The sequence below is a fragment of the Pseudomonas solani genome (genome assembly GCF_026072635.1).
Lineage (GTDB): Bacteria > Pseudomonadota > Gammaproteobacteria > Pseudomonadales > Pseudomonadaceae > Metapseudomonas > Metapseudomonas solani.
Genome location: NZ_AP023081.1, coordinates 4,798,854 through 4,820,656 on the forward strand (window position 1 = coordinate 4,798,854; position 21,803 = coordinate 4,820,656).

Annotated in this window: 25 protein-coding genes, 1 tRNA gene and 2 pseudogenes; 13 read left to right on the forward strand and 15 right to left on the reverse strand. The window is 65.1% G+C overall.

Features of this window, described 5'->3' with window-relative positions; all coding sequences use genetic code 11:
- Nucleotides 1–59 precede the first annotated feature (59 nt).
- The 5 genes and pseudogenes from PSm6_RS21830 to PSm6_RS21845 form a co-directional block, all read right to left on the reverse strand.
- Nucleotides 60–779: a 1-acylglycerol-3-phosphate O-acyltransferase gene (locus PSm6_RS21830; protein ID WP_265168193.1), complete on the reverse strand. Its 720-nt coding sequence runs from the start codon at nt 777–779 to the stop codon at nt 60–62.
- Nucleotides 780–848: 69 nt separating this feature from the next.
- Nucleotides 849–1,700 carry a substrate-binding periplasmic protein gene (locus tag PSm6_RS21835; RefSeq protein ID WP_265168194.1) on the reverse strand — a complete coding sequence of 284 codons (852 nt, stop codon included), beginning with the start codon at nt 1,698–1,700 and terminating at the stop codon, nt 849–851.
- Nucleotides 1,701–1,748: 48 nt separating this feature from the next.
- Entirely contained in the window at nt 1,749–2,576 is an 828-nt protein-coding gene (locus PSm6_RS30580; RefSeq protein WP_371877147.1) for a methyl-accepting chemotaxis protein, read from the reverse strand.
- Nucleotides 2,577–2,606: 30 nt separating this feature from the next.
- Nucleotides 2,607–3,632, reverse strand: a pseudogene (locus tag PSm6_RS30585) (HAMP domain-containing protein); the annotation flags it as partial.
- 223 nt (nt 3,633–3,855) lie between these two features.
- Complete coding sequence (locus PSm6_RS21845; protein ID WP_265168196.1) at nt 3,856–4,545, reverse strand: crotonase/enoyl-CoA hydratase family protein; 690 nt, start codon at nt 4,543–4,545, stop codon at nt 3,856–3,858.
- A gap of 199 nt (nt 4,546–4,744) precedes the next feature.
- Here PSm6_RS21845 and PSm6_RS21850 point away from each other — a divergent pair, with 199 nt between their 5' ends.
- Both PSm6_RS21850 and PSm6_RS21855 read left to right on the forward strand, forming a co-directional pair.
- Nucleotides 4,745–4,963: a hypothetical protein gene (locus tag PSm6_RS21850; RefSeq protein WP_184489408.1), complete on the forward strand. Its 219-nt coding sequence runs from the start codon at nt 4,745–4,747 to the stop codon at nt 4,961–4,963.
- 93 nt (nt 4,964–5,056) lie between these two features.
- A tRNA-Ser gene (locus PSm6_RS21855) sits at nt 5,057–5,146 on the forward strand.
- 156 nt (nt 5,147–5,302) lie between these two features.
- On the opposite strand, the gene PSm6_RS21860 is transcribed toward PSm6_RS21855, so the two are convergent.
- Entirely contained in the window at nt 5,303–5,719 is a 417-nt protein-coding gene (locus PSm6_RS21860) for a hypothetical protein (RefSeq protein ID WP_021216708.1), read from the reverse strand.
- 29 nt (nt 5,720–5,748) lie between these two features.
- Complete coding sequence (locus tag PSm6_RS21865) at nt 5,749–6,363, reverse strand: hypothetical protein (RefSeq protein WP_265168197.1); 615 nt, start codon at nt 6,361–6,363, stop codon at nt 5,749–5,751.
- Nucleotides 6,364–6,598: 235 nt separating this feature from the next.
- On the opposite strand from PSm6_RS21865, the gene PSm6_RS21870 reads away from it, so the two are divergent.
- The gene (locus PSm6_RS21870; protein WP_081711498.1) at nt 6,599–7,240 is read left to right on the forward strand and encodes a DUF4124 domain-containing protein; all 642 of its coding nucleotides are present in this window, start codon (nt 6,599–6,601) and stop codon (nt 7,238–7,240) included.
- Between the two features lie 181 nt (nt 7,241–7,421).
- Here PSm6_RS21870 and PSm6_RS21875 read toward each other — a convergent pair whose 3' ends face one another.
- The 3 genes from PSm6_RS21875 to PSm6_RS21885 all read right to left on the reverse strand — a co-directional run bounded on the left by PSm6_RS21875 (nt 7,422) and on the right by PSm6_RS21885 (nt 10,070).
- Nucleotides 7,422–8,393 (reverse strand): hypothetical protein, encoded by a 972-nt coding sequence (locus tag PSm6_RS21875; RefSeq protein WP_265168198.1) that lies wholly within the window; start codon nt 8,391–8,393, stop codon nt 7,422–7,424.
- 169 nt (nt 8,394–8,562) lie between these two features.
- On the reverse strand, nt 8,563–9,561 hold the full coding sequence (locus PSm6_RS21880; RefSeq protein ID WP_043242939.1) for a PA5033 family protein: 999 nt from the start codon (nt 9,559–9,561) through the stop codon (nt 8,563–8,565).
- 191 nt (nt 9,562–9,752) lie between these two features.
- Nucleotides 9,753–10,070, reverse strand: coding sequence for a hypothetical protein (locus PSm6_RS21885; RefSeq protein ID WP_148304242.1), 318 nt, complete (start codon nt 10,068–10,070; stop codon nt 9,753–9,755).
- Nucleotides 10,071–10,413: 343 nt separating this feature from the next.
- Between PSm6_RS21885 and PSm6_RS21890 the strand changes: the two genes are divergently transcribed.
- On the forward strand, nt 10,414–10,881 hold the full coding sequence (locus PSm6_RS21890) for a GvpU-like protein (protein ID WP_021216703.1): 468 nt from the start codon (nt 10,414–10,416) through the stop codon (nt 10,879–10,881).
- A 77-nt stretch (nt 10,882–10,958) separates the two neighbouring features.
- Here PSm6_RS21890 and PSm6_RS21895 read toward each other — a convergent pair whose 3' ends face one another.
- Nucleotides 10,959–11,180 (reverse strand): hypothetical protein, encoded by a 222-nt coding sequence (locus PSm6_RS21895; protein ID WP_021216702.1) that lies wholly within the window; start codon nt 11,178–11,180, stop codon nt 10,959–10,961.
- A 183-nt stretch (nt 11,181–11,363) separates the two neighbouring features.
- Here PSm6_RS21895 and PSm6_RS21900 point away from each other — a divergent pair, with 183 nt between their 5' ends.
- The 3 genes from PSm6_RS21900 (at nt 11,364) to efp (ending at nt 13,482) form a co-directional block, all read left to right on the forward strand.
- The gene (locus tag PSm6_RS21900) at nt 11,364–11,582 is read left to right on the forward strand and encodes a hypothetical protein (protein ID WP_021216701.1); all 219 of its coding nucleotides are present in this window, start codon (nt 11,364–11,366) and stop codon (nt 11,580–11,582) included.
- A gap of 162 nt (nt 11,583–11,744) precedes the next feature.
- Nucleotides 11,745–12,872, forward strand: a complete 1,128-nt coding sequence (gene earP, locus PSm6_RS21905; RefSeq protein ID WP_043242940.1) for an elongation factor P maturation arginine rhamnosyltransferase EarP — start codon at nt 11,745–11,747, stop codon at nt 12,870–12,872.
- A 43-nt stretch (nt 12,873–12,915) separates the two neighbouring features.
- Nucleotides 12,916–13,482 (forward strand): elongation factor P, encoded by a 567-nt coding sequence (gene efp, locus PSm6_RS21910; RefSeq protein WP_021216699.1) that lies wholly within the window; start codon nt 12,916–12,918, stop codon nt 13,480–13,482.
- A 69-nt stretch (nt 13,483–13,551) separates the two neighbouring features.
- Here efp and PSm6_RS21915 read toward each other — a convergent pair.
- Nucleotides 13,552–14,576: pseudogene (locus tag PSm6_RS21915) on the reverse strand (alpha/beta hydrolase).
- A 149-nt stretch (nt 14,577–14,725) separates the two neighbouring features.
- Nucleotides 14,726–15,178 carry a MarR family winged helix-turn-helix transcriptional regulator gene (locus PSm6_RS21920; RefSeq protein WP_021216697.1) on the reverse strand — a complete coding sequence of 151 codons (453 nt, stop codon included), beginning with the start codon at nt 15,176–15,178 and terminating at the stop codon, nt 14,726–14,728.
- Nucleotides 15,179–15,330: 152 nt separating this feature from the next.
- Here PSm6_RS21920 and PSm6_RS21925 point away from each other — a divergent pair, with 152 nt between their 5' ends.
- Nucleotides 15,331–15,837: an RDD family protein gene (locus tag PSm6_RS21925; protein ID WP_021216696.1), complete on the forward strand. Its 507-nt coding sequence runs from the start codon at nt 15,331–15,333 to the stop codon at nt 15,835–15,837.
- Between the two features lie 162 nt (nt 15,838–15,999).
- Here PSm6_RS21925 and PSm6_RS21930 read toward each other — a convergent pair whose 3' ends face one another.
- Nucleotides 16,000–16,953, reverse strand: coding sequence for a LysR family transcriptional regulator (locus PSm6_RS21930; RefSeq protein ID WP_021216695.1), 954 nt, complete (start codon nt 16,951–16,953; stop codon nt 16,000–16,002).
- A 100-nt stretch (nt 16,954–17,053) separates the two neighbouring features.
- Here PSm6_RS21930 and PSm6_RS21935 point away from each other — a divergent pair, with 100 nt between their 5' ends.
- A complete protein-coding gene (locus PSm6_RS21935; protein ID WP_021216694.1) occupies nt 17,054–17,806 on the forward strand; it encodes a sulfite exporter TauE/SafE family protein in 753 nt (250 codons plus the stop codon).
- Between the two features lie 81 nt (nt 17,807–17,887).
- Here PSm6_RS21935 and PSm6_RS21940 read toward each other — a convergent pair whose 3' ends face one another.
- Nucleotides 17,888–18,739 carry a LysR substrate-binding domain-containing protein gene (locus PSm6_RS21940; protein WP_043242941.1) on the reverse strand — a complete coding sequence of 284 codons (852 nt, stop codon included), beginning with the start codon at nt 18,737–18,739 and terminating at the stop codon, nt 17,888–17,890.
- A gap of 97 nt (nt 18,740–18,836) precedes the next feature.
- On the opposite strand from PSm6_RS21940, the gene PSm6_RS21945 reads away from it, so the two are divergent.
- From PSm6_RS21945 to PSm6_RS21960, 4 genes are all read left to right on the forward strand, one after another.
- On the forward strand, nt 18,837–19,067 hold the full coding sequence (locus PSm6_RS21945; RefSeq protein WP_021216692.1) for a DUF1127 domain-containing protein: 231 nt from the start codon (nt 18,837–18,839) through the stop codon (nt 19,065–19,067).
- 62 nt (nt 19,068–19,129) lie between these two features.
- Nucleotides 19,130–20,011, forward strand: a complete 882-nt coding sequence (locus PSm6_RS21950; protein WP_021216691.1) for a PhzF family phenazine biosynthesis protein — start codon at nt 19,130–19,132, stop codon at nt 20,009–20,011.
- A gap of 24 nt (nt 20,012–20,035) precedes the next feature.
- Complete coding sequence (locus tag PSm6_RS21955) at nt 20,036–20,536, forward strand: DUF3291 domain-containing protein (protein ID WP_021216690.1); 501 nt, start codon at nt 20,036–20,038, stop codon at nt 20,534–20,536.
- 23 nt (nt 20,537–20,559) lie between these two features.
- A complete protein-coding gene (locus PSm6_RS21960; protein WP_265168201.1) occupies nt 20,560–21,777 on the forward strand; it encodes a winged helix-turn-helix domain-containing protein in 1,218 nt (405 codons plus the stop codon).
- Nucleotides 21,778–21,803: the final 26 nt, after the last annotated feature.

Here is a 21,803-nt window from a genome sequence, read left to right on the forward strand (position 1 = left end):
ACACGCCCGCGCAAACGAAAAAGCCCGGCATCGAGCCGGGCTTTTTCATGGACGGACGATCAGGCCTGGGCCAGTTCGCGGTCCATGGCGTTGATGCAGTCGAGCATCTTCTGCCGGCATTCCTCGATGAGCATGGGCAGGTCGTCCAGGCTCAAGCCGGCGGTGGGGATGGCGGGCAGGGCGCGGATGATGACCTTGCCGCTGTTCCAGCGGTTCAGGCGCATCTGCTTGACGTAGTTGCTGACGCACACCGGGATGATCGGCACGCCGGCGGCGATGGCCATCTGGAAGGCGCCGCGCTTGAACTGCAGCAGCTCCTCGCCGAGGTTGCGGGTGCCTTCGGGGAACACCCAGATGGAGGTGTCTTTATTGCGCAGCGTCTCGGTGGTGGTGAGCATCGCTTCGCGGGCCTTGCGGGCGTTGCCACGGTCGATCAGCACGTTGCCGGCGAGCCAGTAGAGCTGGCCGAAGAAGGGCACCCACTTGAGGCTCTTCTTGCCGATGCTGACGGTGCGTGGCGGCACCACGCGGCCGAGCACGTAGAGGTCGTAGTTGGACTGGTGGTTGGCGACGATGACGCAGGCCTTGTCGTGCTCCAGCAGCTTCACGTCGGGCTTCACGTCCAGGCGCAGGATACGCAGCGCCGGCAGGGAATAGAAGCGGGCGCAGAGACGGCTGTTATCCGGGTTGAATGGGCGGCAGATGCCGAGCAGCAGGCCAGCGATGCCGGCGATTATGAAGTGCACGCCCATGAGGATCATGCGCAGAAGGAAAAGCATCGATATCGCCCAGTCAGACAAAAGGCGCGCAGTGTACGGGTGTGCACTTTATTGGGCAATTGCTGCCGGTCAGGGGGTTGTAACCTTTTCTGTACCGCTGGCCGTGGCAGGGAGGAACTCCGGCGAGCTGTAGTGTTCGGCCAGCCGGTCGAGGGTGCCGTTGGCCTGTACCTGGGTCAGTGCCGCGTCGAAGCGCTGCATGAAGTCGGCCTTGTAGGGGTAGGCGACCGCATTGAGACGGGTGAAACCGAGGTGGCCGCGTTCGCTGGCCAGAACCGGGCCTTCCACCAGGCTGATGGCTTCCTCCTCGGTGATGCTGCCGTCTTCGCGCATCTGTTGCAGTTCCCAGAGGATCGACAGGCGATCGTTGATGTAGACGTCGATCCGCTGGCGCAGCAGCTTGAGCAGGTTGGTGCGGTTGTCGCGGGCGTAGGACTGGTCGATCTCGCCGGTCTCCACCATCTCGCGGTAGCGCTGGGAGTTGACCGTGACGAAGCCGCTGTTGAGGCCCACGCGCAGCCCGGCGTAGGCACTGGGGAAGTCGTCGAAATTCCGGGTGCCGGCCAGCCCCGGGCGGATGAACACCGCCAGGCGCTCTTCCAGGATCGGCCGCGAGTACTCCATCCACGGGCGTTCGTCCGGGCGGTAGTAGGGCGGGTAGAGGGCAAAGGCGTTGCCCTTGGCCACTTCCGCCAGGCCGCGCGGCCAAGGCACCGGGCGGATGGTGACGCGGTAGCCCGGCATCAGGGCGAAGACCCTGCGCAGGATATCGGTATAGAGCCCCTTGGCTTCGCCATTCTCCTCGTAGCTATAGGGCGGGTAGCCCGAGTCGCAGAGGATGGTGACCTCGACGGGCGTTGGTCCCTGGGCACGGCACAGGACCGTGGCGCAGAGCAGGGCCACCAGCAGAAACGCGCGCATGGCATGCCTCCGGCAAAGCGGCCGCGCTTCATGCGCGGCCTGCCCGGGTCAGATCTTGAAGCGGCTGAGCAACCTGTCCTGCTGGCCGACCTGTTCCACCATCACCGCGCATTGACGCACCTGCTGCTCGGCACCGCCGGCAACCTCGTGGCTGATGTCGCGGATGTTGGTGGTGTTGCGGTTGATCTCTTCGGTGGTGGCGCTCTGCTGCTCGGCGGCGGTGGCGATCTGCAGGTTCATGTCGTTGATGCGGTTGATGGCATCGCGGATGCGCCCGAGCATGTCGTTGGCCGCGCCGGCATCGTCGGCGGTCTTGCTGGCGGTGTCGCGGCTTTGCTGCATGCGCTGCTCGGCCTGGCGGACGCCGGTCTGCAGCTGGTCGATCATCTGGCGGATTTCCTGGGTCGACTGCTGGGTGCGCGAGGCGAGGGAGCGCACCTCGTCGGCCACCACCGCGAAACCACGGCCGGATTCGCCGGCCCGCGCCGCTTCGATGGCGGCGTTGAGGGCGAGCAGGTTGGTCTGGTCGGCGATGCTGGTGATCACCGAAAGGATGGATTCGATGCTCTGGCTGAGCTTGGCCAGTTCGTTGATGGCCTGGCCGGTGTCGTCCATCTCGTTGGCGAGCTGCTTGATCGCCTCGGTGGAGCGGGAGACCACGGTGACGCCGTTCTCGGTCTCCTCGTTGGCGGCCAGCGCGGCTTGGGCGGCGGCCTGGGCGTTGCGCGCCACTTCCTCGGCGGTGGAGGCCATCTCCTGCATGGCGGTGGCCAGCTGGTCCAGCTCCATCAGCTGCACCTGCAGGCGGTTGGCGGCCTGGCCGGCTTCGTTGGAGGTGAGGTCGGTGCTGCCACGCACTTGCTGGGAGCTGCCCATCACGTCGCCGATCAGGGTCTGCAGGTTCTGCAGGAAGCTGTTGAATTCGCGGGCCACCAGGGAGATTTCGTCGTTGCCGGCGGCCGGCAGGCGCTTGGTCAGGTCGCCCTGGCCGCTGTTGATCTCGTGCAGCGAGTCACCCAGGGCATCCAGCGGGCGCAGTACGCTCTTCATCAGTACGCCCAGCAGCACCAGGCTGATGATCACGCCCAGCACGGTACCGACCACGGCGCGCCAACTGAGGGCGTTGGCTTCGGCCATCACCTTGCCCTGGTCGAGCACGACGCCTATGTACCAGTCCATGCCCTTGAGGTTGGGCAGCGGGGTGAAGGACACCAGCAGTTGCTGGTCGCCGGTGTCGATTTCCTGCAGGTCCTTTTTCAGGGCCGGGCTCTTGCCGCCGAACAGTTCGCTGTAGGGCTTGCCGTTCAGTTTGGTGTCGGGGTGGGAAATGATGTTGCCGTTGCGGCTGAGCAGGAAGGCGTAGCCGGCCCCGTTGAAGTCCAGGGTGTTGACCGCGTCGGCCACGGTCTTCAGGCGGATGTCGCCGCCCATCACGCCGAGGAACTTGCCGGCATCGGTGATTCGGGCAACGGCGGAGATGAGGATCTCGCCCGTGGTGGAATCGACGTAGGGCTCGGTGAGCACCGCCTGGCTGCCGGCCTTGCCAGTGGCGTACCAGGGGCGCTGGCGGCCGTCCCAGTCGGGTTTGGGCTGCCAGGAGGGGTCGTTCTTGATTGGCTTGCCGTCGGCTTCGAGGGCGCCGAACACCAGAATGAATTCGTTCTTCAGCATCGTCGAATCGACGACGCGCTGGGTTTCCTCGGGGCTGTATTTGCTGTCGATGGTCTGGGACATGAGGTCCAGCAGGCGCAGTTTGGCGTTCAACCAGTTTTCGATCTGGCGGGCCAGGGCGTTGCTGGATTCGGAAATGCTGGATTCAGCTTGGGCGCGAAGGGTGCTACGGACCTGGCTGACCTGGGCCAGGGACAGGAGCGCGGTGGTGAGGAAGAGTACTGCAGCGGCGGCAAGGCTGACCTTGTGGGCAATCTTCATGCGGAGCTCCTGGCGAGTGAAATGCCTGATGCCTTCCGTCCGTGCCCGGCGTCATGGCTTAAAAGTAATACAGCTTTTCGAGCTTGTCCGAAGCAAAGTGCCATCACTTGTCGGAAATTTCTGCTGCTCGTCTGGGATGGGAGTCTAGGCGGCTACAGCGAGGCAGGAGGCGGAAATGAAAAAGCCCGGCACGGGGCCGGGCTTTCTACAGGGGACGGTGTGATCAGAGCGGGTGCTGCTTGTCCTGCTCGATGGCGGCGTCCAGGGTCTCCAGCAGCGCCTTGCGCACCTTGAGCTTGGTGTTCTTGTGGGCGGTGGAGTTGATCTTCTTCATCTGTTGGGCGACGGCCTGGGCGGTGGCCAGCAGTTCTTCGGCCGGCACCACCTTGTCGAGGAAGCCGGCTTTCTGGGCGCCCTTGGGGTCGAACATCTCGCCATTGACCACCGAGCGCTGGAAGGCGGCCTTGGTCAGGCGGTCACGAGCCAGCTCGATGCCGACGTGGTGCATGGTCATGCCGATCAGCACTTCGTTCAGGCCGATGCTGAAGGGGCCCTCGACGCCGATGCGGTAGTCCGCCGACAGCAGCAGGAAGGCGCCCTTGGCTACGGCGTGGCCGGAGCAGGCCACGATGATGGGGAAGGGGTGGGCGAGCATGCGGCGCGCCAGGGTGGAACCGGCGGCGACCAGGTTCACGGCGTTTTGCGGGCCGGAGGTCATCACCTTGAGGTCGTAGCCGCCGGAGAGGATGCCCGGCTGGCCGGTGAGGATGACGATGGCGCGGTCCTGCTCGGCGCGGTCCAGCGCGGCATTGAAGGCGGCGATCACGTCCGGGGAAATGGCGTTCACCTTGCCGTTGGCAAGGGTCAGGGTGGCGACGCCGTCTTCGAATTGGTAGGAGATCAGCTCACTCATGGCAGGGGTCCTTGTTGTGGAATGGGGCAGACACTACTCAGGCGCAGGATTCAGGTAAAGCGCTTTGACTGACTGACAAGTCAGGCGGGCCGGGCGTTTCCTCCCTATAAGGCGTTCTCTATGGGGGTGATGGGCAGGGACAATTGGGCGGAGCTGCGGGAGGCCGGTAAGTTCGCCTCCATTGTCGAAAGGAGCTCCCATGGACCGATTCGCCCACAGCGCCAGCATCATCCTCGCCGTCGTTCTGCTGCTCGGCTCGTTGCTCGTGGCCAACAGCGCCACCCTGCAGAACCCCACCGGCGTGCTCCTGTTATTCGTCGCCGGGGTGTTCGTTTCCTTCGGCTTCATCTTCTTCGGCAGCCTCAAATTCGACGACTACCGCAACGGCCAGGACGGCGACTCGCCCCGTTCTCCATAAGCGCATGAAAATTCTCAAAAAAATGTTTGCATTCCGGAAAACACTCCACTAAATTAGCGCACCTCGACGGGGCTGACGCCTCGGAGAGATTCCGGTGAGGTGTCCGAGCGGTTGAAGGAGCACGCCTGGAAAGTGTGTATACGGGAAACCGTATCGTGGGTTCGAATCCCACCCTCACCGCCACTTTCCGTATACAGAAACCCCTGATTCGAAAGAGTCAGGGGTTTTTTGTTTGCCCTTGAAATAGTGCCTATACACCCCGCATCCCCAGAAACCAAAACCCCTGATCTCCGGTGGAGCCAGGGGTTGCGCTTTTGAGGTATCCGGTCGTTACGTTTATTACGGCGGCCCGAACTCGATCTGCGCACAGCCGTGGGACAGCAGCATCTGCCCGTCGTCGGCCTCGAAGGCGGTGATGGTCTTCGACTTGTCGACCGTGATGGTGATGATGCAGCGGTTGGGGTGGTGGACGTTGTCCCAGTAGTTGGTGGTGACGATGACGTTGCCTTGCTGCTCCGACGAGGTGCCGACCACTTCGTTCTGGTAGTAGGACGTGTCGCTGTACCAGCTGAGCACGACTTCACCGGTGCCGGTGGGGTTCATCTGGTCCGGTTTGCCGAAGAAGTTGATGGCTTCCTCGGCGGAGCGGCCCTTCCATTGGCTGGCGGCGTAGAGCTCGGGGAGCGTGTCCATCTGGATGCAGCCGCCCAGTGCGAGCGGCAGGCAGGCCAGGGCGAGTATCCGTAGCGCTTTCATTTGTCTGTCTCCTGGGGCCTGGCTGCCCGTCAGGGATTGGCGGGCTTGTTGCCCAGGAGGAGGTCGAGGTCGCGCAGGACGCCCTGGCTGCTGTTCTTCACGGCGTTGGGGCCGTGGTTCTCTTCATAATAGGCGCTTGGGCGGGTGATGCCCCACATCTTGGTGCGGGTGACGGTGGCGAGGACGTCGGCGGTGGTGTTGCCGAGGCGCATCATCGCGTTGGCTTCACGCCCGTCGGGTTTGCAGGCGAAGTCGTAGGAGCGGTCGATCCAGCTTTGCGGGACCGGGTTCCAGCCCTTGGGCGCCGGCAGGGTGGAGGCGGTGGCGGAGCGGTTGTAGGCGGTGACTGTGTTGACCTTCAGCAGGCGCTTGTTGCACTGGAACTGCAGGTCGTAGGCGACGAAGTCGGGGGCATCGGCGGTTTCGAATATCTGCACGACGGTGACGGAGCGGGCGGGTTCTGCCTGGCCGGATTCCATCTTGAGTTCGGCGACGGAGGCGCCGTCGGCGTAGAAGAGGTCACGGTTGGGCTGGTCGCCGGTGCCGAAGATCACCCACCAGTCGGCAGCCATCGCCGATTGCTGGACCTGGATCAGCAGCAGTGCCAGCGATACGCCCAGTACGACTTTGTTCTTGATGTTCATGCGTGTCTTCCATGAAGGGCCGCTTGGCAACTGGAGAGCCCAGCCCCTTGCACGGCAGAGCGCGGACGTTAGCGAGCGCTCGTGGCGACTTGAATAGGGCGCATGAGCTAGTGGCGTGGTGTTAGCAGGCAGGTTGTGCGCGGCGTCGCAACCTGCCTGTGGCGCAGTGCCGGTTTTTCCGTGTGGGGTCATTGCTGCATGGGTTGCCGGTTGGTGACGCAACCCGGAAACTGCCATGCCTGCTCGGGCATGTTCGGTTTCAGTCATGGGCGCCGGTCGGCGTTTCACTCATGGGTACATCGGGAGCTGCATCGTGGTTTCAGGGAAATGGCTGGCGGCGCTCGCCGCAGTGATGGTGTTGTCGGGGCTACCGGTGGTGGCGGGTGCGCAGATCTACAAATGGGTGGATGCCAACGGCAAGGTGCAGTTCGGCAACGTGCCGCCGCCGAGCGGGGCGGAGCAGATCAAGGGGGCGGCGTCTCCGGCCGAGAAGGCGCCCGAGGCGGCTGCGAAACCGACCACCGAAGCCGCGCCTGCGGAGCCTTCGGCCTTCAAGAGCGCCGATATCGTCGGGCGCTGGTACATGAAGAACGATGAAGAAACGCTCGACTGGACCTTCAAGGCCGACGGCAGCTTTGCCGGCACCCTGGTCGACAGCATGGGAACCGGGCGCTTGGCCGGGAGCTGGGAGCTGAAGGGCGACACGTTGCGGGTGGTGACCCGCAACACCTTCAAGGACGGCTTCTCGGGCAATGGGGAGCGCGAGGCTACGGAGCGTTCCGAATACACCCTGCTCGGTGTCGAGGCGGGCAGCCTGAAGCTGCTGCCGGATCAGTCGCTGTTCAAGCGGCCGCCGTACACCTTCATCAAGCGCTGATCTTCGCGTGTATGAAAAAGCCCCCTGGAGTCGAGGACTCCAGGGGCTTTTGCGTTTCAGGGCCTGCCGTTGGCTCAGCGCTTGAGCACGTAGGTTTCGCCCCAGATGGTTTCATCCTTCACCGGCTTGGCGTTGAGCTTCACCGGGCGGTACTGCAGGTTGGCCAGGGCCTTGCTCATCTTCATGTAGCCGTACTTGGAGGGGTCGGTGGCGCCGCGGAACTCCTGCAGGCCGGTGGGGATGCGCACCATATAAAGAGCGGAGAGTTCGCACTCGAGCTTATCGTTGGCGGTGCGGCGGCAGTCCTTCTCCTCGAAACCGACGTTGGGCGCTTCGGGTAGAAGCCGTCGACCACGATGGCCTCGCCAGGGGCGACATCGAAGGAGGCGAAGGCCTTCTTCAGTTCGCTGTGGGTTTCGACGCTCGCCACCTTGCGTGCGCTGACGCTGGAAACCCAGCCGGCGGCGGCGGTCTGGTTGGTGACGTCGTAGGAGTTGTTGCCCCAGCTCACGCATTCGCCGCTGACCACGCGCACGGCGGCGCAGTAGCTCTGGTTCACCGTTTCCGTGCGGTACTGGGCATCCTGCCAGCGCTGGCCGCGGTCGAACTCGGTGAATTCCTTTTCCACCAGCGTCACCTGGCCCAGCGTCGAGGGTTTGATGTCCTGGTTGGTGCGCGGGTTGGGCGTGCTGGTGCGTGGTGAGTTGTAAAGGCTGCCGACCAGGTCGTAATGGCCGGGTTCGACGATGTAGATCTGATAGAGCGTGCGGCCGAACACCGTCTGGTAGTGGGAGCCGTGGGCGCCGATCTTCTCGGCCTGCATATTGTTGCCCACGTAGAGCAGGCGCTTGGGATTGGCGCTGTTGCGCCAGACCGCGGTGCCGGTGCGCAACTTCTCGAAACGCACCGAATCGTCATTGTTTTCGAAGTTGTACTGCTGGCTGTCGAGGTTGACGGTGGTGGTGACGACTATCGCCATGCCGCTGGCCATCGCTGCTTCGAACAGGTCGTCGGTGGCGGCGTGCAACAGGCGCGCCTGGGCTTCGACATCCTGCGTGTACTGGTTCTGCTGGTCGATCAGCGAGGGCCGCGGGACGCAACCGCTGAGCAGGGCCAGGCCGAGAAGGCTGAGGCAGGGGAGTCCTTTGTTCATGGGGCGTTCCTTCTGGATGCGGTACTGCCAGGGGCGAGGAGTGTTCGGGGCGGCCGAGCATAGCGGCGGTGGCCGTCACGTTACGCCAACCTGCTCACGCTTGGACAAGGACTAGTACATCTGTACTAGTGGGTGGGGTAGCTCCCGGCCATGGCCGGGAGCTGGCGGGTTACAGCGGTTTGATGGTGCCGAGGCGGTCATTGATGATGAAGGTGCGGTTGGCGCTGTCGACCACAGTGATCTCGGCGCCGGCCACGCCGTCACGGTCGGCGACGGCATAGATGGCGTAGGTGCCGGAGACGGCATAGTCCTTGGCCTGGCCGGTGCGCTGGTGCACCACGCGCACCTTGCCCGGCAGCGCGAGTATGACTTCCTGTCCCGGCTGGCCGTCGGTGTCGGCGAGGGTGCCGTGGACGTTCCAGTTGGCTCCGGTGCCACCGGCGTAGCTGCTAAGCACGGCGGTCTGTACGCCACCGGTGATCACCAGCAGGTTGCTGCTGGAGCGGGCCACCAGTTCGTTACCGGGCGCGCCGTCGAGGTCGGCGGCGGTGATGACGCTGGTGGCACCGTCGGTGGGGAACTCGCGACCAGCCTGCAGGCTGTAGTCATAGAGGCGCAGGCTGGTGCCGGCGGTGTAGGCGAGGGTGGCGTAGGGCAGGTTGCCGAGGGTATAGGCGCCCTGGTATTGCCAGGTGCCGGTGATGCCATCGCTGACGGTGCGCTTGGTGCGGTTGAGGTTGGAGATCAACACCAGGGCGTTGCCGGCGCGAACGATCACCTCATCGCCCTGGCCGCCATCCAACTGAGCGGTGCCGACGACATCGAACAGGGTGTTGCCGATGGTGTATTTGCGCACGTCGTTGAGCGCATGGTTGACGATCGCCACGTCCGGGCCGGCCTTCACCACCAGTTCCGCGCCCGGCTGGCTGTCGGTATTGGCGGCAGTGGCGAGGCTCCAGGTGACGTTGCCGAAGTTGTAGCTGCGTTCCAGGGCGCCGGCGGCGTTGCGCACTTCCAGCACGCCGGTGCCGCGGTACACGCTTTCCAGTGTGCCGTCGCCATTGAGGTCCCATTTGCCGAGCAATTCGGCGGCGATGGCGTTGAGGGCGAATCCCTGGGCGCCGAGTAATCCGGCGCCGGCCAGTACCAGCTTCGCTAGCTTTTTCATCTCTCAGTCCTTTTCCTTGATGAATCGGTCAGGTGTTTGACCGGCGCACAGCAGAGCACAGGGCGCAAATGCAAGAAATGATGGCAAAGAGGCGCTAGGGGGAACCCTTAGGGAAACGGCGGTTGGTGCGGGTGTGGCGGATTGGCGCGGGGCATCGCCAGCTTGCGCGCTGGCGATGGAAAGCATCGCTGTTACCAGTAGAGCGTTACGCGGGTGTCGCCTTTGGCGTCGCCGCTGACCTGGGTCACGGCCTGGTCGGCGAGGGTTTCGCTGTGACCGTTGGCGTGCTCGGTGCGCACCTGGTATTCACCGCCCTTGGAGCAGGACTGACGCGTCACGCTGTAGGAGCGGGAGCTGGCGTCGTAGCCGCTGTCGACCGCGCAGGAACTGGAGATCGTCAAGCTGACGCCCATGTTTCCAACGGCTTGGCCGGCATTGCTGGTGGTGGAGAAGAAAGCACTGGTGATCATTAACGCTGCGAAGATGGAGCGCTTGAAGGCCGTACTCATTCCGACTGCTCGACGGTGAAACTGACGGTGATCGGCCTTCCTGGTCGAGTCACAACTGACAGCTTGGATTGCTTTCCTTGGATTGATTGAACGCTGCGTTGCAGGGGGCGCTACGCCAGCAGGTTCGCCATGAACTTGGCGCCAAGTGTACGGTGGTGGCCAGGTGATGGCTAGCTCATTTCTTAGCCACTTGTCGGCAATCTCTTACACGGCTTAGGGGTGACCCCTAGATCCCCTACGTAGCTGGCGCATTAGCCGCAACTCCTGCGCGGCGTAGCGGGTCCAACGAAGGTGCGTGCTATAACCCTATGGTTTAACGCCACAACGCCACGGAGACGGACACATGAGCGATACAAGCAAACTCGCCAAGCAGGAACCCACAGCCCTGCCCGAATACGACCTGAGCAAGGCCAAGGATTTCGAGTGGACGGGCCGCAGCATGGACTGGTTCCTGCAGATGCTGGTGCGTCAGGCCAACGACCTGGGTGTAGAGGTCGGGATCACGCTGACCATCGGGGCGGGGATGATCAGCGGCACGCTCATTTCCGTGGAGACTTACTTCGCCGAGTTCGCCGACGAGTACGCCAACTCCTGGCCCCAGGAGGGCAGGGAGGAGATCCGCGCCACCTTCGCCAACATCGGGGTGATGACCAAGACCACCGGCGACGACCCCAAGCTGCTGCCGCCGCAGTACATCCACCTGAAGAACGTCAACGTCTATGCCGCCGGCGGCCTGACCTGCACCGGGCTGACGCTGTGGCGCGGTACCCTCGCTTCGGTGACCGGTTTCAATCTCGGCACCCTGAGCTGATCACTGCGCGGAAGACGTGCAGCAATAGAGAAGCCCCGGCATCGACCGGGGCTTCTTGCTTCTAATCCTCGTTGCTTTCAGTACTTGCGCCGCACCGCGACGTCGGTGATGCCCTTCTCGGCCGTCATGCGCAGGTAGTCGCCGTTGTCCCGCGGCTCCCCGGTAAAGGGGATGCCGTGTTTCTCCATCAGCAACCCGTAGATGTCGGCGCTGGACGGCTGGTAATCCACCTCGACCATCAAGGCGCGTGGGCTGCCGTTTTCCTTGTAGATGATCTCGTAGCGGTTGTGCCCGTTCATGTCTTCCTCCTTGCCGGGGTGTCCTTGCCAATAGACGGGCAGGGCGGGAATTGGTTTTGCCGATTTTCCCGAACGGGCTGCCGGCTGTGATTGCGCTTATCCATAAGCACTATCGAGACGACTGATTTCAAAGCCGCGCCAGGCCCCCATAAAGTGGCTCCCAACAGAGTTAAGGAGGTCGCCATGCCACATATCGACATCATGTCCCTGGTTGGAAGTGCAGTCCCCGAGGCGCTGCGAGCGCAAGGGCATCTCGCCTGCTGGTTCGTGGTGATCGACGGCCAGCGCAAATCCGGCCCCTACACCACCCAGGACATGGCCAGCGCAAGCAAGGCCATCTGGGAGTTGGAGATGGCGAAAATGGCCAAGCGCCACAAGGGTTTCCTGGCCATGGCCGCCTGAGGTTTCTTGCGCCTGCTCCGGCGCATTTTGGCAGCGTGGGGCTGCCCGTTTATTCCTGGTGCCCATCCCGCACCCCCTTTGGCCCGCCACTTGGCGGGCCTTGTTTTTTCCGCCCGGGCCGGCTGCAGGTAAACTGCCGGCTTTTATCGCGGAAGCCCCCATGTGAACTGGGATATTTTCTGTAGCGTCGTCGACAACTACGGCGACATCGGCGTGACCTGGCGCCTGGCACGGCAGCTGGTCGCCGAGCATGGCTTGCAGGTGCGCCTGTGGGTGGACGAGCCGGCCGCCTTCGCGCGCCTGTGCCCGGATGCCGACGCCGCAGCCGATTGCCAGCTGCGTCAGGGTGTGGAAGTGCGTCGCTGGGCGGCCGAGTGGCAGCCGGTGGAGCCTGCGGATGCAGTGATCGAGGCGTTCGCCTGCCAATTGCCCGCCACCTACATAGACGCCATGGCTGCACGCGACAGGACGCCGCTCTGGTTGAACCTGGAATACCTCAGTGCCGAAGACTGGGTCGGCAGCTTTCACGGCCTGCCATCCCCGCAGGCCGGCGGGTTGCAGAAGTTCTTCTTCTTCCCCGGCTTCAGCGAAGGCACCGGCGGTCTGCTGCGTGAGCGTGGGCTGATCGAACGACGGGACGCGCTGCGCAGTGATGCCGCCGCCCAGGCCGAGTTCCTGCGAACGCTTGGCGTGGAGCGGGTTGCCGGTGCCCGCTTGATCTCCCTGTTCGCCTACGAGAACGCGGCGCTGCCCGGTTGGCTCGATGTGCTGGCGGCCGCGCCGCGCCCCACCCAGTTGCTGGTGCCGGAGGGGCGTGTGCTGGGCGATGTGGCGCGCGGGCTCGGTGTCGATTCACTGGCCGTCGGCGCCAAGGGCCAGCGCGGCAACCTGTCCGTGCAGGTGCTGCCCTTCATGCCCCAGGACGATTACGACCGCCTGCTCTGGTGCTGCGACTTCAACGCCGTGCGTGGGGAGGACTCCTTCGTGCGCGCCCAATGGGCCGGCCGGCCGTTGCTCTGGCACATCTACCAGCAGGAAGAGGACGTCCACCTGGAGAAGCTCGAGGCCTTCCTCGCGCTCTATGTCGCCGGCCTGGATGATGCCCCGGCGCAGGCGTTGCTGGCGGCCTGGCGCGCCTGGAACCAAGGCGGTGACGTGGGCGCCGCCTGGCTGGCGCTACAGCCGTTCGAGGCCCAACTGCAGGCTCACGCCGAGCAATGGTGCGGCTTGCAGGCGGGGCGGCGGGATCTGGCTGCGGGGCTGGTGCATTTTTATACAAATTGGATATGATACGCGGCCTGTTTTTTGTCACTCATCCAAATCGGATATTCGTATGAAAACCGCTCAAGAGTTCCGCGCTGGCCAGGTTGCCAACATCAATGGCTCCCCCTGGGTCATCCTGAAAGCCGAGTTCAACAAGTCCGGCCGTAACAGCGCAGTCGTCAAGATGAAGCTGAAGAACCTGCTCAACGGTTCCGCCACCGAGACCGTGTACAAGGCCGACGACAAGCTGGAACCGGTAATCCTGGATCGCAAGGAAGTTACCTACTCCTACTTCGCCGATCCGCTGTACGTGTTCATGGACAGCGAATTCAACCAGTACGAGATCGAGAAAGACGATCTGGAAGCCGTACTGACCTTCATCGAAGACGGCATGACCGACGTCTGCGAAGCCATCTTCTTCAACGAGAAAGTCATTTCCGTTGAACTGCCGACCACCATCGTTCGCCAGATCGCTTACACCGAGCCGTCCGTGCGTGGCGATACCTCCGGCAAAGTGATGAAGACCGCTCGCCTGAACAACGGTGCCGAGCTGCAGGTTTCCGCATTCTGCGAAATCGGCGACTCCATCGAGATCGATACCCGCACCGGCGAGTACAAATCCCGCGTCAAGGCCTAAGCCTTTCGCGAGATGTGAAAAGCCCGGCCTAGGCCGGGCTTTTTGTTGCCTGCGATTCAACCGTCGCGGTTACTGCAGGTGCTTCTTCAGTTCGGCGCCGGCCTGAAGCATGGCCGAGCGCACCGCCGGAACCTGGTTGACCACGTTGAGCAGGCCGTAGTCGTGGATCATGCCGTTGTAGCGCACGGCGGTGACTTCGACGCCGGCGGCATCCAGCTTGCGGGCATAGGCTTCGCCTTCATCACGCAGCACGTCGAACTCGGCGGTCTGGATCAGGGTCGGCGGCAGGCCCTTGAGCTGCTCGGTGGTGGCCCGCAGCGGCGAGGCGTGGATCTCGGCGCGCTGCTTCGGGTCGGTGGTGTAGCTGTCCCAGAACCACTGCATCATCGGTTTGGTGAGGAAGTGCCCCTGGGCGAACTGGTTGTACGAGGCGGTCTCGAAGTTGGCGTCGGTCACCGGCCACAGCAGCACCTGGGCGCGCAGTTTCGGGGTGCCCTGTTCCTTGGCCATCAGCGCCACCACTGCGGCCATGTTGCCGCCGACGCTGTTGCCGGCCACTGCCAGGCGCGAGCTGTCCACGCCTATGTCCTTGCCGTGCTCGGCCACCCATTGGGTCGCCGCGTAGGCCTGGTTGATGGCGGTGGGGTACTTGGCTTCGGGGAGGGGGTGTAGTTCACATACACGGCCGCCGCGCCGGAGTTCACCACCAGGTCATGGATCAGGCGCTCGTGGGTGGGGTAGTCGCCCAGCACCCAGCCGCCGCCATGGAAGAACATGAACACCGGCAGGTCGCCCTTGGCGCCTTCGGGGCGGACGATGGTCAGCTCCAGGGGCTGGCCCTTGATGCTGATGGTCTTGTTCTCGACGCGGGTGCCGGAGAGGTCGACCTTGACCCCGGCCTGGGCGCCTACCAGTACGGCGCGGGCCTCTTTCGGCGCGAGGGTTTCCAGCGGTTTGCCGTTGCCGGCTTCGAGGGCTTCGAGGAAGGCCTGGGTGTTGTGTTCGACGCCGGGGCTGCCGGCGGCGAAGGCGCTGCCGATGGACAGGGCGAGGAGGCTACCGGTGAGGAGGTTTGCGATGCGCTGGGTGTTCATGGTGATTCTCCGCTGGATTCGTTTGGCTTCGTAAAATATTGCGCGCTAACTAAGTGCGTGGAGCGAACGTTATCGATCATTTAGTTTGCGCGCAAGATATTTATTCAGAAGAAAAACGAATAGCGCTCAGCCAGATGGGAATAAGGCCGTCAGACGGCCTTTTGCAAGCTCCTGCGCAGGCTCACCAGCTCGTCCTTCAGTTGGCCGAGGCCGGCGATGTCCATCTCGCTGGCGGCGAGGATGCAGGCGGGCACGCGCTGGGCCTGCTGGTGCAGGGCGCGGCCTTTTTCGGTGAGGTGCAGCTCCACCACGCGCTCGTCGGCGCTGCTGCGGGTGCGGGTGATCAGGCCTTCGGCTTCCAGGCGCTTGAGCAGGGGCGTGAGGGAGCCCGGGTCGGTCAGCAGGCGGGCGCTGATATCGCCCACGGTGATGCCGTCGCCTTCCCAGAGCACCATCATCGCCAGGTATTGCGGGTAGGTCAGGCCCAGTTCCTGGAGCAGCGGCTTGTACACCTTGGTCATCAGCAGGGAGGTGGAGTAGAGGGCGAAGCACAGTTGGTTATCGAGCAGCAGATCGTCGCAACGTTCCAGCGGGGTGTTCATGGCGGCCTCCTGAGGGCGGGAATGGACGTAATTTAGCGCACAAGCCTTTCGTGAGCAAAATTTGACCGGTTCTCATTCTGGTGCACGGGGGCTTGCGCCGCCGTGCGCAGCAGCCAGAATTGCCGGCTAGACCCCTGCAAGGAGAGCTGCAAATGACCGATGCCCAGAACCCCTACCAATCGCCCCAGGCGGAGCTGACCCACGAGGCCACCGGCTTGCCGCTGGCCGCCCGCGGCTCGCGCTTCGGCGCTGCGCTCATCGACGGGCTGATCCTGTTGTGCGTCACCATCCCCATCAGCTACCTGCTGGGTGTCTACGATGGGCTCATGGAGGGCGTGCAGCCCGGCTTCGGCCAGCAGGCGCTGGGTTCGCTGGTGGGTATCGTGGTGTTCCTGGCGATCAACGGGCACTTCCTGAAGAACTACGGCCAGACCGTCGGCAAGCGCGTGCTCAAGCTTGCCATCGTCGACCTGCAGGGCAACAAGCCCGAGTGGATCACGATGTACCTCAAGCGCTACCTGCTCTGGGGCCTGGTTGCCTACATCCCGATCATCGGCGGCCTGATATTGCTGGCGAACTACCTGTTCATCTTCCGCGCGGATCGCCGTTGCCTGCACGACCTGACCGCCAGCACCCGCGTGGTGCAACTGCCCAACTGATGGCGCGGCCGCCCGGGCTTTGATCCGGGCGGTTATTCTGTGGTGATGGGTTTCGCTTCGCTCTACGCCATCCTACGTTGCGGCGCTTGCCCGCTCTGCCCTGGATCGGTAGGAGCGAGCTCTGCTCGCGAAGCGTTTCGCCGGCGTTGCCGCACCGTACCCTCAAGACTGCCCCAGCCCGCTCAGGGCCAGGTCCCAGGGCGGTACGGGGCCAAAGCGGTTTTTGAGAAACTCCAGCAACAGCCGGCTCCGCGAGCTGGCTTCGCCCTCCAGGCGCAGGGCGTAGATCCCGCTCGGTTCCGGAGCGGGCAAGCCGTTTTCGCAGAGCAGCGGCACCAGTTCCCCGCGCAGCAGGTAGTCGCTGATCAGCCAGGTCGGCAGGTGGGCGACGCCCAGTCCGGCGACGGCGCTGAACAGCAGGGTTTCGGCGTTGTTCGCGGTCATGCGCATGCGCCGGGGGCGGATCACCTGGGCGCGGCCCTCCACCTCGAAGCGCCAGGCATAGGGCGGTGCGAGGGCATCCCAGTCGAGGCCGTCGTGCTCGGTCAGCTCGCGGGCGTCGCTCGGTACGCCGCGTCGGCGCAGGTAATCGGGGCTGGCGCAGAGCACGCGCACCAGGGGCGATAGCGGCGTCGCCACCAGGCGGGTGTCGGCCAGCGGGCCGATGCGCAGCACCAGGTCCACCTCGCCCAGGTGGGCGCCGTGCATGTCGATGAAGCTGTCGATCAGCCGCAACTGAACGTCCAGGCCCGGGTAGGTGACGAGGAATTCGGCGATGGCCGGCGCCAGGTGACGACGGCCGAACGGGGCGGGTGCATCAATGCGGATCAACCCCTCCGGTGCACTGCTCAGGGACACGGCCTCAGCACGTGCCAGGCGCAATTCGGCGAGTATCCGTTTTGCCCGCTCGGCAAAGGCCAGGCCTGCCGGGGTGGCGCGCACCGCGTGGGTGCTGCGGGTGAAGAGGGCGCTGCCGAGGCCGCGCTCCAGGGCGTCGATGCGCCGGGCCACGGCCGAAGGCGTCAGCGGGTGGCGCCGGGCGGCAGCAGAGAAGCTGCCCGCTTCCAGTACATCGAGAAAGAGGGCCAGTTGGTCGGTCAGTGCATCGGGATTCATGGAGGTGCCTATGCGGATTTCGCAAAGCCATTGTGCGCTGCTGTGCGTTTCCGTGGTAGCCGCCGCTGCGTAGCATGCGCGTCATCGGAACGGAGGCGTTATGGACCTGCTGGCAATTGCGTTGAATGTGGTGCTCGGTGCGGCTCTTGGCACTTTGGGTGGGTTGTTCGGCATCGGTGGCGGGCTGATCGCCATTCCCGCCCTGGGGGTGTTCTTCGGCCTGGACCAGCAACTGGCACAGGGCACCGCGCTGGTGATGGTGGTGCCCAACGTGCTGCTGGCGCTGTGGCGCTACCACCAGCGCAATCGCATCGACCCGCGCTATGCGCTGCTGCTGGCGGTGACCAGCTTTGGTTGCGCCTGGCTGGCCTCGCTGTTCGCGGTGCGCATCGAGGCGGAGAGCATGCGCCTGGCCTTCGTCGCCTTCCTGCTGGTGCTGGCGGCCTACAACTTCGCGCGGATGTTCATGGCCAAGGCCGCCACCAGTGCCGAGTTGCGCCACCCCTGGCCCTGGCTGGGCGTGCTCGGTGGCTTCGCCGGCGCCATGGGCGGCCTGTTCGGCGTGGGTGGGGCGGTGGTCGCCACGCCGGTGCTCACCAGCGTCTTCGGCACCACCCAGGTGGTTGCCCAGGGGCTGTCGCTGTCCCTCGCCGCACCCAGCACGGCGGTGACCCTCGCCACCTACGGCTTCAACCACCACGTCGACTGGGCGATGGGCATCCCGTTGGCTGTCGGCGGCCTGCTCAGCATCAGCTGGGGCGTGCGCCTGGCCCACGCCCTGCCGGAACGGGTTCTGCGCACGGCATTCTGCGTGTTCCTGCTGGTGTGTGCGGTGATGCTGGCGTTCGAGTGATCGAACTTGGCGCTGTGCGTGGCGTGGGCAGGACGGGCGCTCCGCGAGTGCAGAACGCCCGCCGATGGTCCGCTACCGGAGCTACAGGCGGAAGCCTTCGACGATGTGCTCGGCCAGGGTCTCGGTGACCGGCGAGCTGCTGCGGGGGTTGCGCACCAGCACGATGCTGCAGGCGGGCAGGGTGGGTAGCCCCTCCGCTTCACCGAGGATGCGCATGTCGGTGGTGATCAGGCTCTGCAACTGGGCGGTGACTGCCAGGCCGGCGCTGACCACCGCCATGATCGCCGACAGGCTCGGGCTGGTGTAGGCGACGCGGTAGGGGCGCTCCATGGCGTCCAGTGCGTTGCAGGCCCAGGCGCGGCAGAAGCAGTCGGTGTTGAACATCGCCAGCGGCAACTGGGTCTGCTCGTGGGGGCTGAAGCCGATGGCCTCGGCCCAGACGAAGCGCTCCTGGCGCAGCAACTGGCCGATCTCGGTGCCCGGCTCGCGGGTGACGATGGACAGGTCCAGGTCCTGGCGCTGCAGCAACTGCGAGGACGACTCGCAATGCACCTCCACCTGCACCAACGGGTAGGACTGGGCGAAGCGCGAAAGGATGCCGGGCAGGAAGCGCATCACGTAATCGTCCGGGGTGCCGATGCGCACCGAGCCGACCATGTGCGGCTCGCGCAGGGTGGTCATTACCTCGCCGTGCAGCTTGAGGATGCGCCGCGCATAGCTCAGCAATATCTGCCCCTCGGCGGTCAGGCGCACCTGGCGGCCGTCACGCTCGAACACCGTGCGTTCCAGCACGTCCTCTTCCAGCCGCTTCATCTGCATGCTCACGGCCGACTGGGTGCGGTTGACCACTTCCGCTGCGCGGGTGAAGCCACCGTTGTCGGCGATGGCGACGAAGGTGCGCAGCAGTTCGGTGTCGATGGCGGGGTAGCTCATTCATCAATTCCTGAGATGCAGTGCATAAGAAACATTCGTTGGATTGATCATAAGCGTCGCGGGAAACTGGCGCCAACCCCACAAGGAGGGCGATGCGATGAAAGGTCAATTCGGTTTCGTAGGCACGCTGCACCCCACCCACCGGCCCGCCGTTCGTGGCTCCCATCTTTCCCTCGGTACCCGCCTGCTGCGCTGGTACCAGCTGTACAGCCAGCGCCGTGAGCTGGCCGGCCTGAGTGATGCCATGCTCAAGGACCTGGGCCTGACCCGGGGCGATGTGATGCAGGAAAGCGAGCGGCCTTTCTGGGACGACCCGCTGGGCAAATGAACCCACGCAGCTACCCCCGGCAACAATGAACCCACGCAACACCCACACAACAAGGAAAAGCGATGCAAGTCGAAGTCAGGATCGTGAATGCGTTCGTCGATGGCGGGCAGGGTGGCAACCCCGCCGGTGTAGTGGTCGGTGCCGATGCGCTCAGCGCGGCGCAGAAGCAGGCGATCGCCGCCCAGCTCGGGTTGTCGGAGACGGCCTTCGTCTCCGACTCCGGGCAGGCCGCCTTCAAGCTGGAGTTCTTCACCCCCAACCGGCAGATCCCCCACTGCGGCCACGCCACCGTGGCCACCTTCTCGCTGTTGCGCCAGCTGGGCCGGGTCGGCGAGGGCTGGAGCAACAAGGAAACCATCGACGGCAACCGCGACATCTTCATCGAGGGCGAGCGGGTGTTCATGGAGCAGCGCGCGCCGCAGTACCAGGACGTCGAGCCGGGCTCGCGCCTGCTGGCGGAAAGCCTCGCGGCCCTGGGCCTGGAGCCTGGGCAACTGGCCGAGGGGTTGCTGCCGTCGCGGGTCAGCACCGGGGTCGCCTTCGTCGTCGTGCCCCTGCGCAGCGAAGCCGATGTGGCGAGCATCCGCACCGACCTGGATGCCCTCGAACGCATCAGCGAGGAACTGGACGTGGTGGGCTTCTACGCCTTCTCCCGTGACAGCCGCCAACCTGGCCGCGTGGCGGGTGCGCGGATGTTCGCGCCGCGCTTCGGCATCCCCGAGGAGCCGGCCACCGGCATGGCCGCCGGGCCACTGGCCTGCTACCTGCACGACCGCATGGGCCTGCCCGGGGCGCAGCTGCTGATCGAACAGGGCTACCTGATGCAACCGGCCTCGCCGAGCCTGATCACCGTCGACCTAGACCTGGACGGCGAAGGCCGCATCCAGCGCCTGATGGCTGGCGGCAACGCCCAGGTGATGCACACCCTGACCCTCGATATCTGACGCCACACGGAAAGGAGACCCCCGATGGCCCCGGCCTTCGAACTGGCACAACTGAATATCGCGTTGATGACCGCGCCGCTGGATTCCCCCGGCATGGCCGATTTCGTCGCCAACCTGGCGCGCATCAATGGCCTGGCGGAAGCGTCGCCCGGCTACGTGTGGCGCCTGGAGGACGAGGGTGGTGACGCCACGGCGATCCGCCCCTTCGGCGACGACGTGCTGGTCAACCTCTCGGTCTGGCGGGACATGGAATCCCTGCGCGATTTCACCTACCGCGGTGCCCACACCGAGATGCTCAAGCGCCGCAACGAGTGGTTCGCGCGCATCAGCGAAGCGCATCTGGTGTGCTGGTGGGTGCCCGCCGGGCATCGCCCCGATGCCCGGGAAGCCGCCGAACGCCTGGCCCTGCTGCGTGAGCAGGGGCCGGGGCCACGGGCCTTCACCTTCCGCCATCCCTTCCCGCCGCCGGCGACCTTGCCGAACGATGGGAAAGCCACCGCGACGGGTGCTAATGTCCTGGGCTGATCCCGCTGCCAGGACCCCCGCCGATGCCCCTCGAACTCAGCGCCGCCGAAGCCCGCCGCCTGGCCCTGGCCGCCCAGGGCTTCATGCGGCCGCCCCGTGGCGCCATCCGCGCCAGCCACGTCCGTGCGCTGGCCGGGCGTCTTGGCGTGGTGCAGATCGACTCGGTCAACGCCCTGGTGCGTTCGCACTACCTGCCGTTCTTCTCGCGCCTCGGCGACTACCCGCGCGAGCTGCTGGACGAACTGGCCTGGGGCAAGCCGCGCCGTCGCGAGTTCTTCGAGTACTGGGGCCACGAGGCTTCGCTGCTGCCGCTGGACCTCTACCCGGCGCTGCGCTGGCGCATGCAGCGGGCGGCCCTGGGGCGGGGCATCTACCAGCAGCTGGCGCGCTTCGGTCGCGAGCAGCAGGAGGTGATCCAGCGCGTGCTCGCCGCCGTGCGCGAGCAGGGCGCCCTGGGTGCCGGTGCCCTGAGCACCCGCCAGGAGCGTGCCGGCCCCTGGTGGGACTGGAGCGCCGAAAAGCACGCCATGGAATGGCTGTTCGCCGCGGGGGAGGTGACGGTCGCCGGCCGCCGCGGCTTCGAGCGCCTCTATGACCTGCCCGAGCGGGTGATCCCGGCAGATTTGCTCAACGCTGTCGAACTGCCGGAAGACGCCGCCATCCGCCAGTTGCTGCTGCACTCGGCGCAGGCCCTGGGCGTGGCCACCGAGAAGGACCTACGCGATTACTACCGGCTGGACCCGGCCGACAGCCGCCAGGCCCTCGCCGAGCTGGTGGAGAACGGCGACCTGCAGGCGGTGACGGTGCGCGGCTGGAAGCAGCCCGGCTACTGCATCGGCGAACCGACGGTGCCGCGCAAGGTGCGCGCCAGTGCGTTGCTTTCGCCCTTCGACTCGCTGGTATGGGAGCGCGCCCGCACCGAGCGCCTGTTCGACTTCCGCTACCGCCTGGAGATCTACACCCCGGCGGAGAAGCGCCAGTACGGTTACTACGTGTTGCCCTTCCTGCACGACGAACGCCTGCCCGCCCGGGTCGACCTGCGCGCCGAGCGGGCCCAGGACCGCCTCGCCGTGCATGCCTTGCACGAAGAGCCCCGGGGCTTGAGCGAGGTGGGCATCCAGGCCCTGGCCGAGCAGCTGCGCAGCCTCGCCACCTGGCTGGGGCTGGAGGCGGTGGCCATCACCTGCCAGCGCCCCGGCACCCAGCGGCTGCGCGCCGCCTTGGCGGGGCTGCCCGGCTAGGGGGCGCGCAGGCAAGAAAAAGCCCC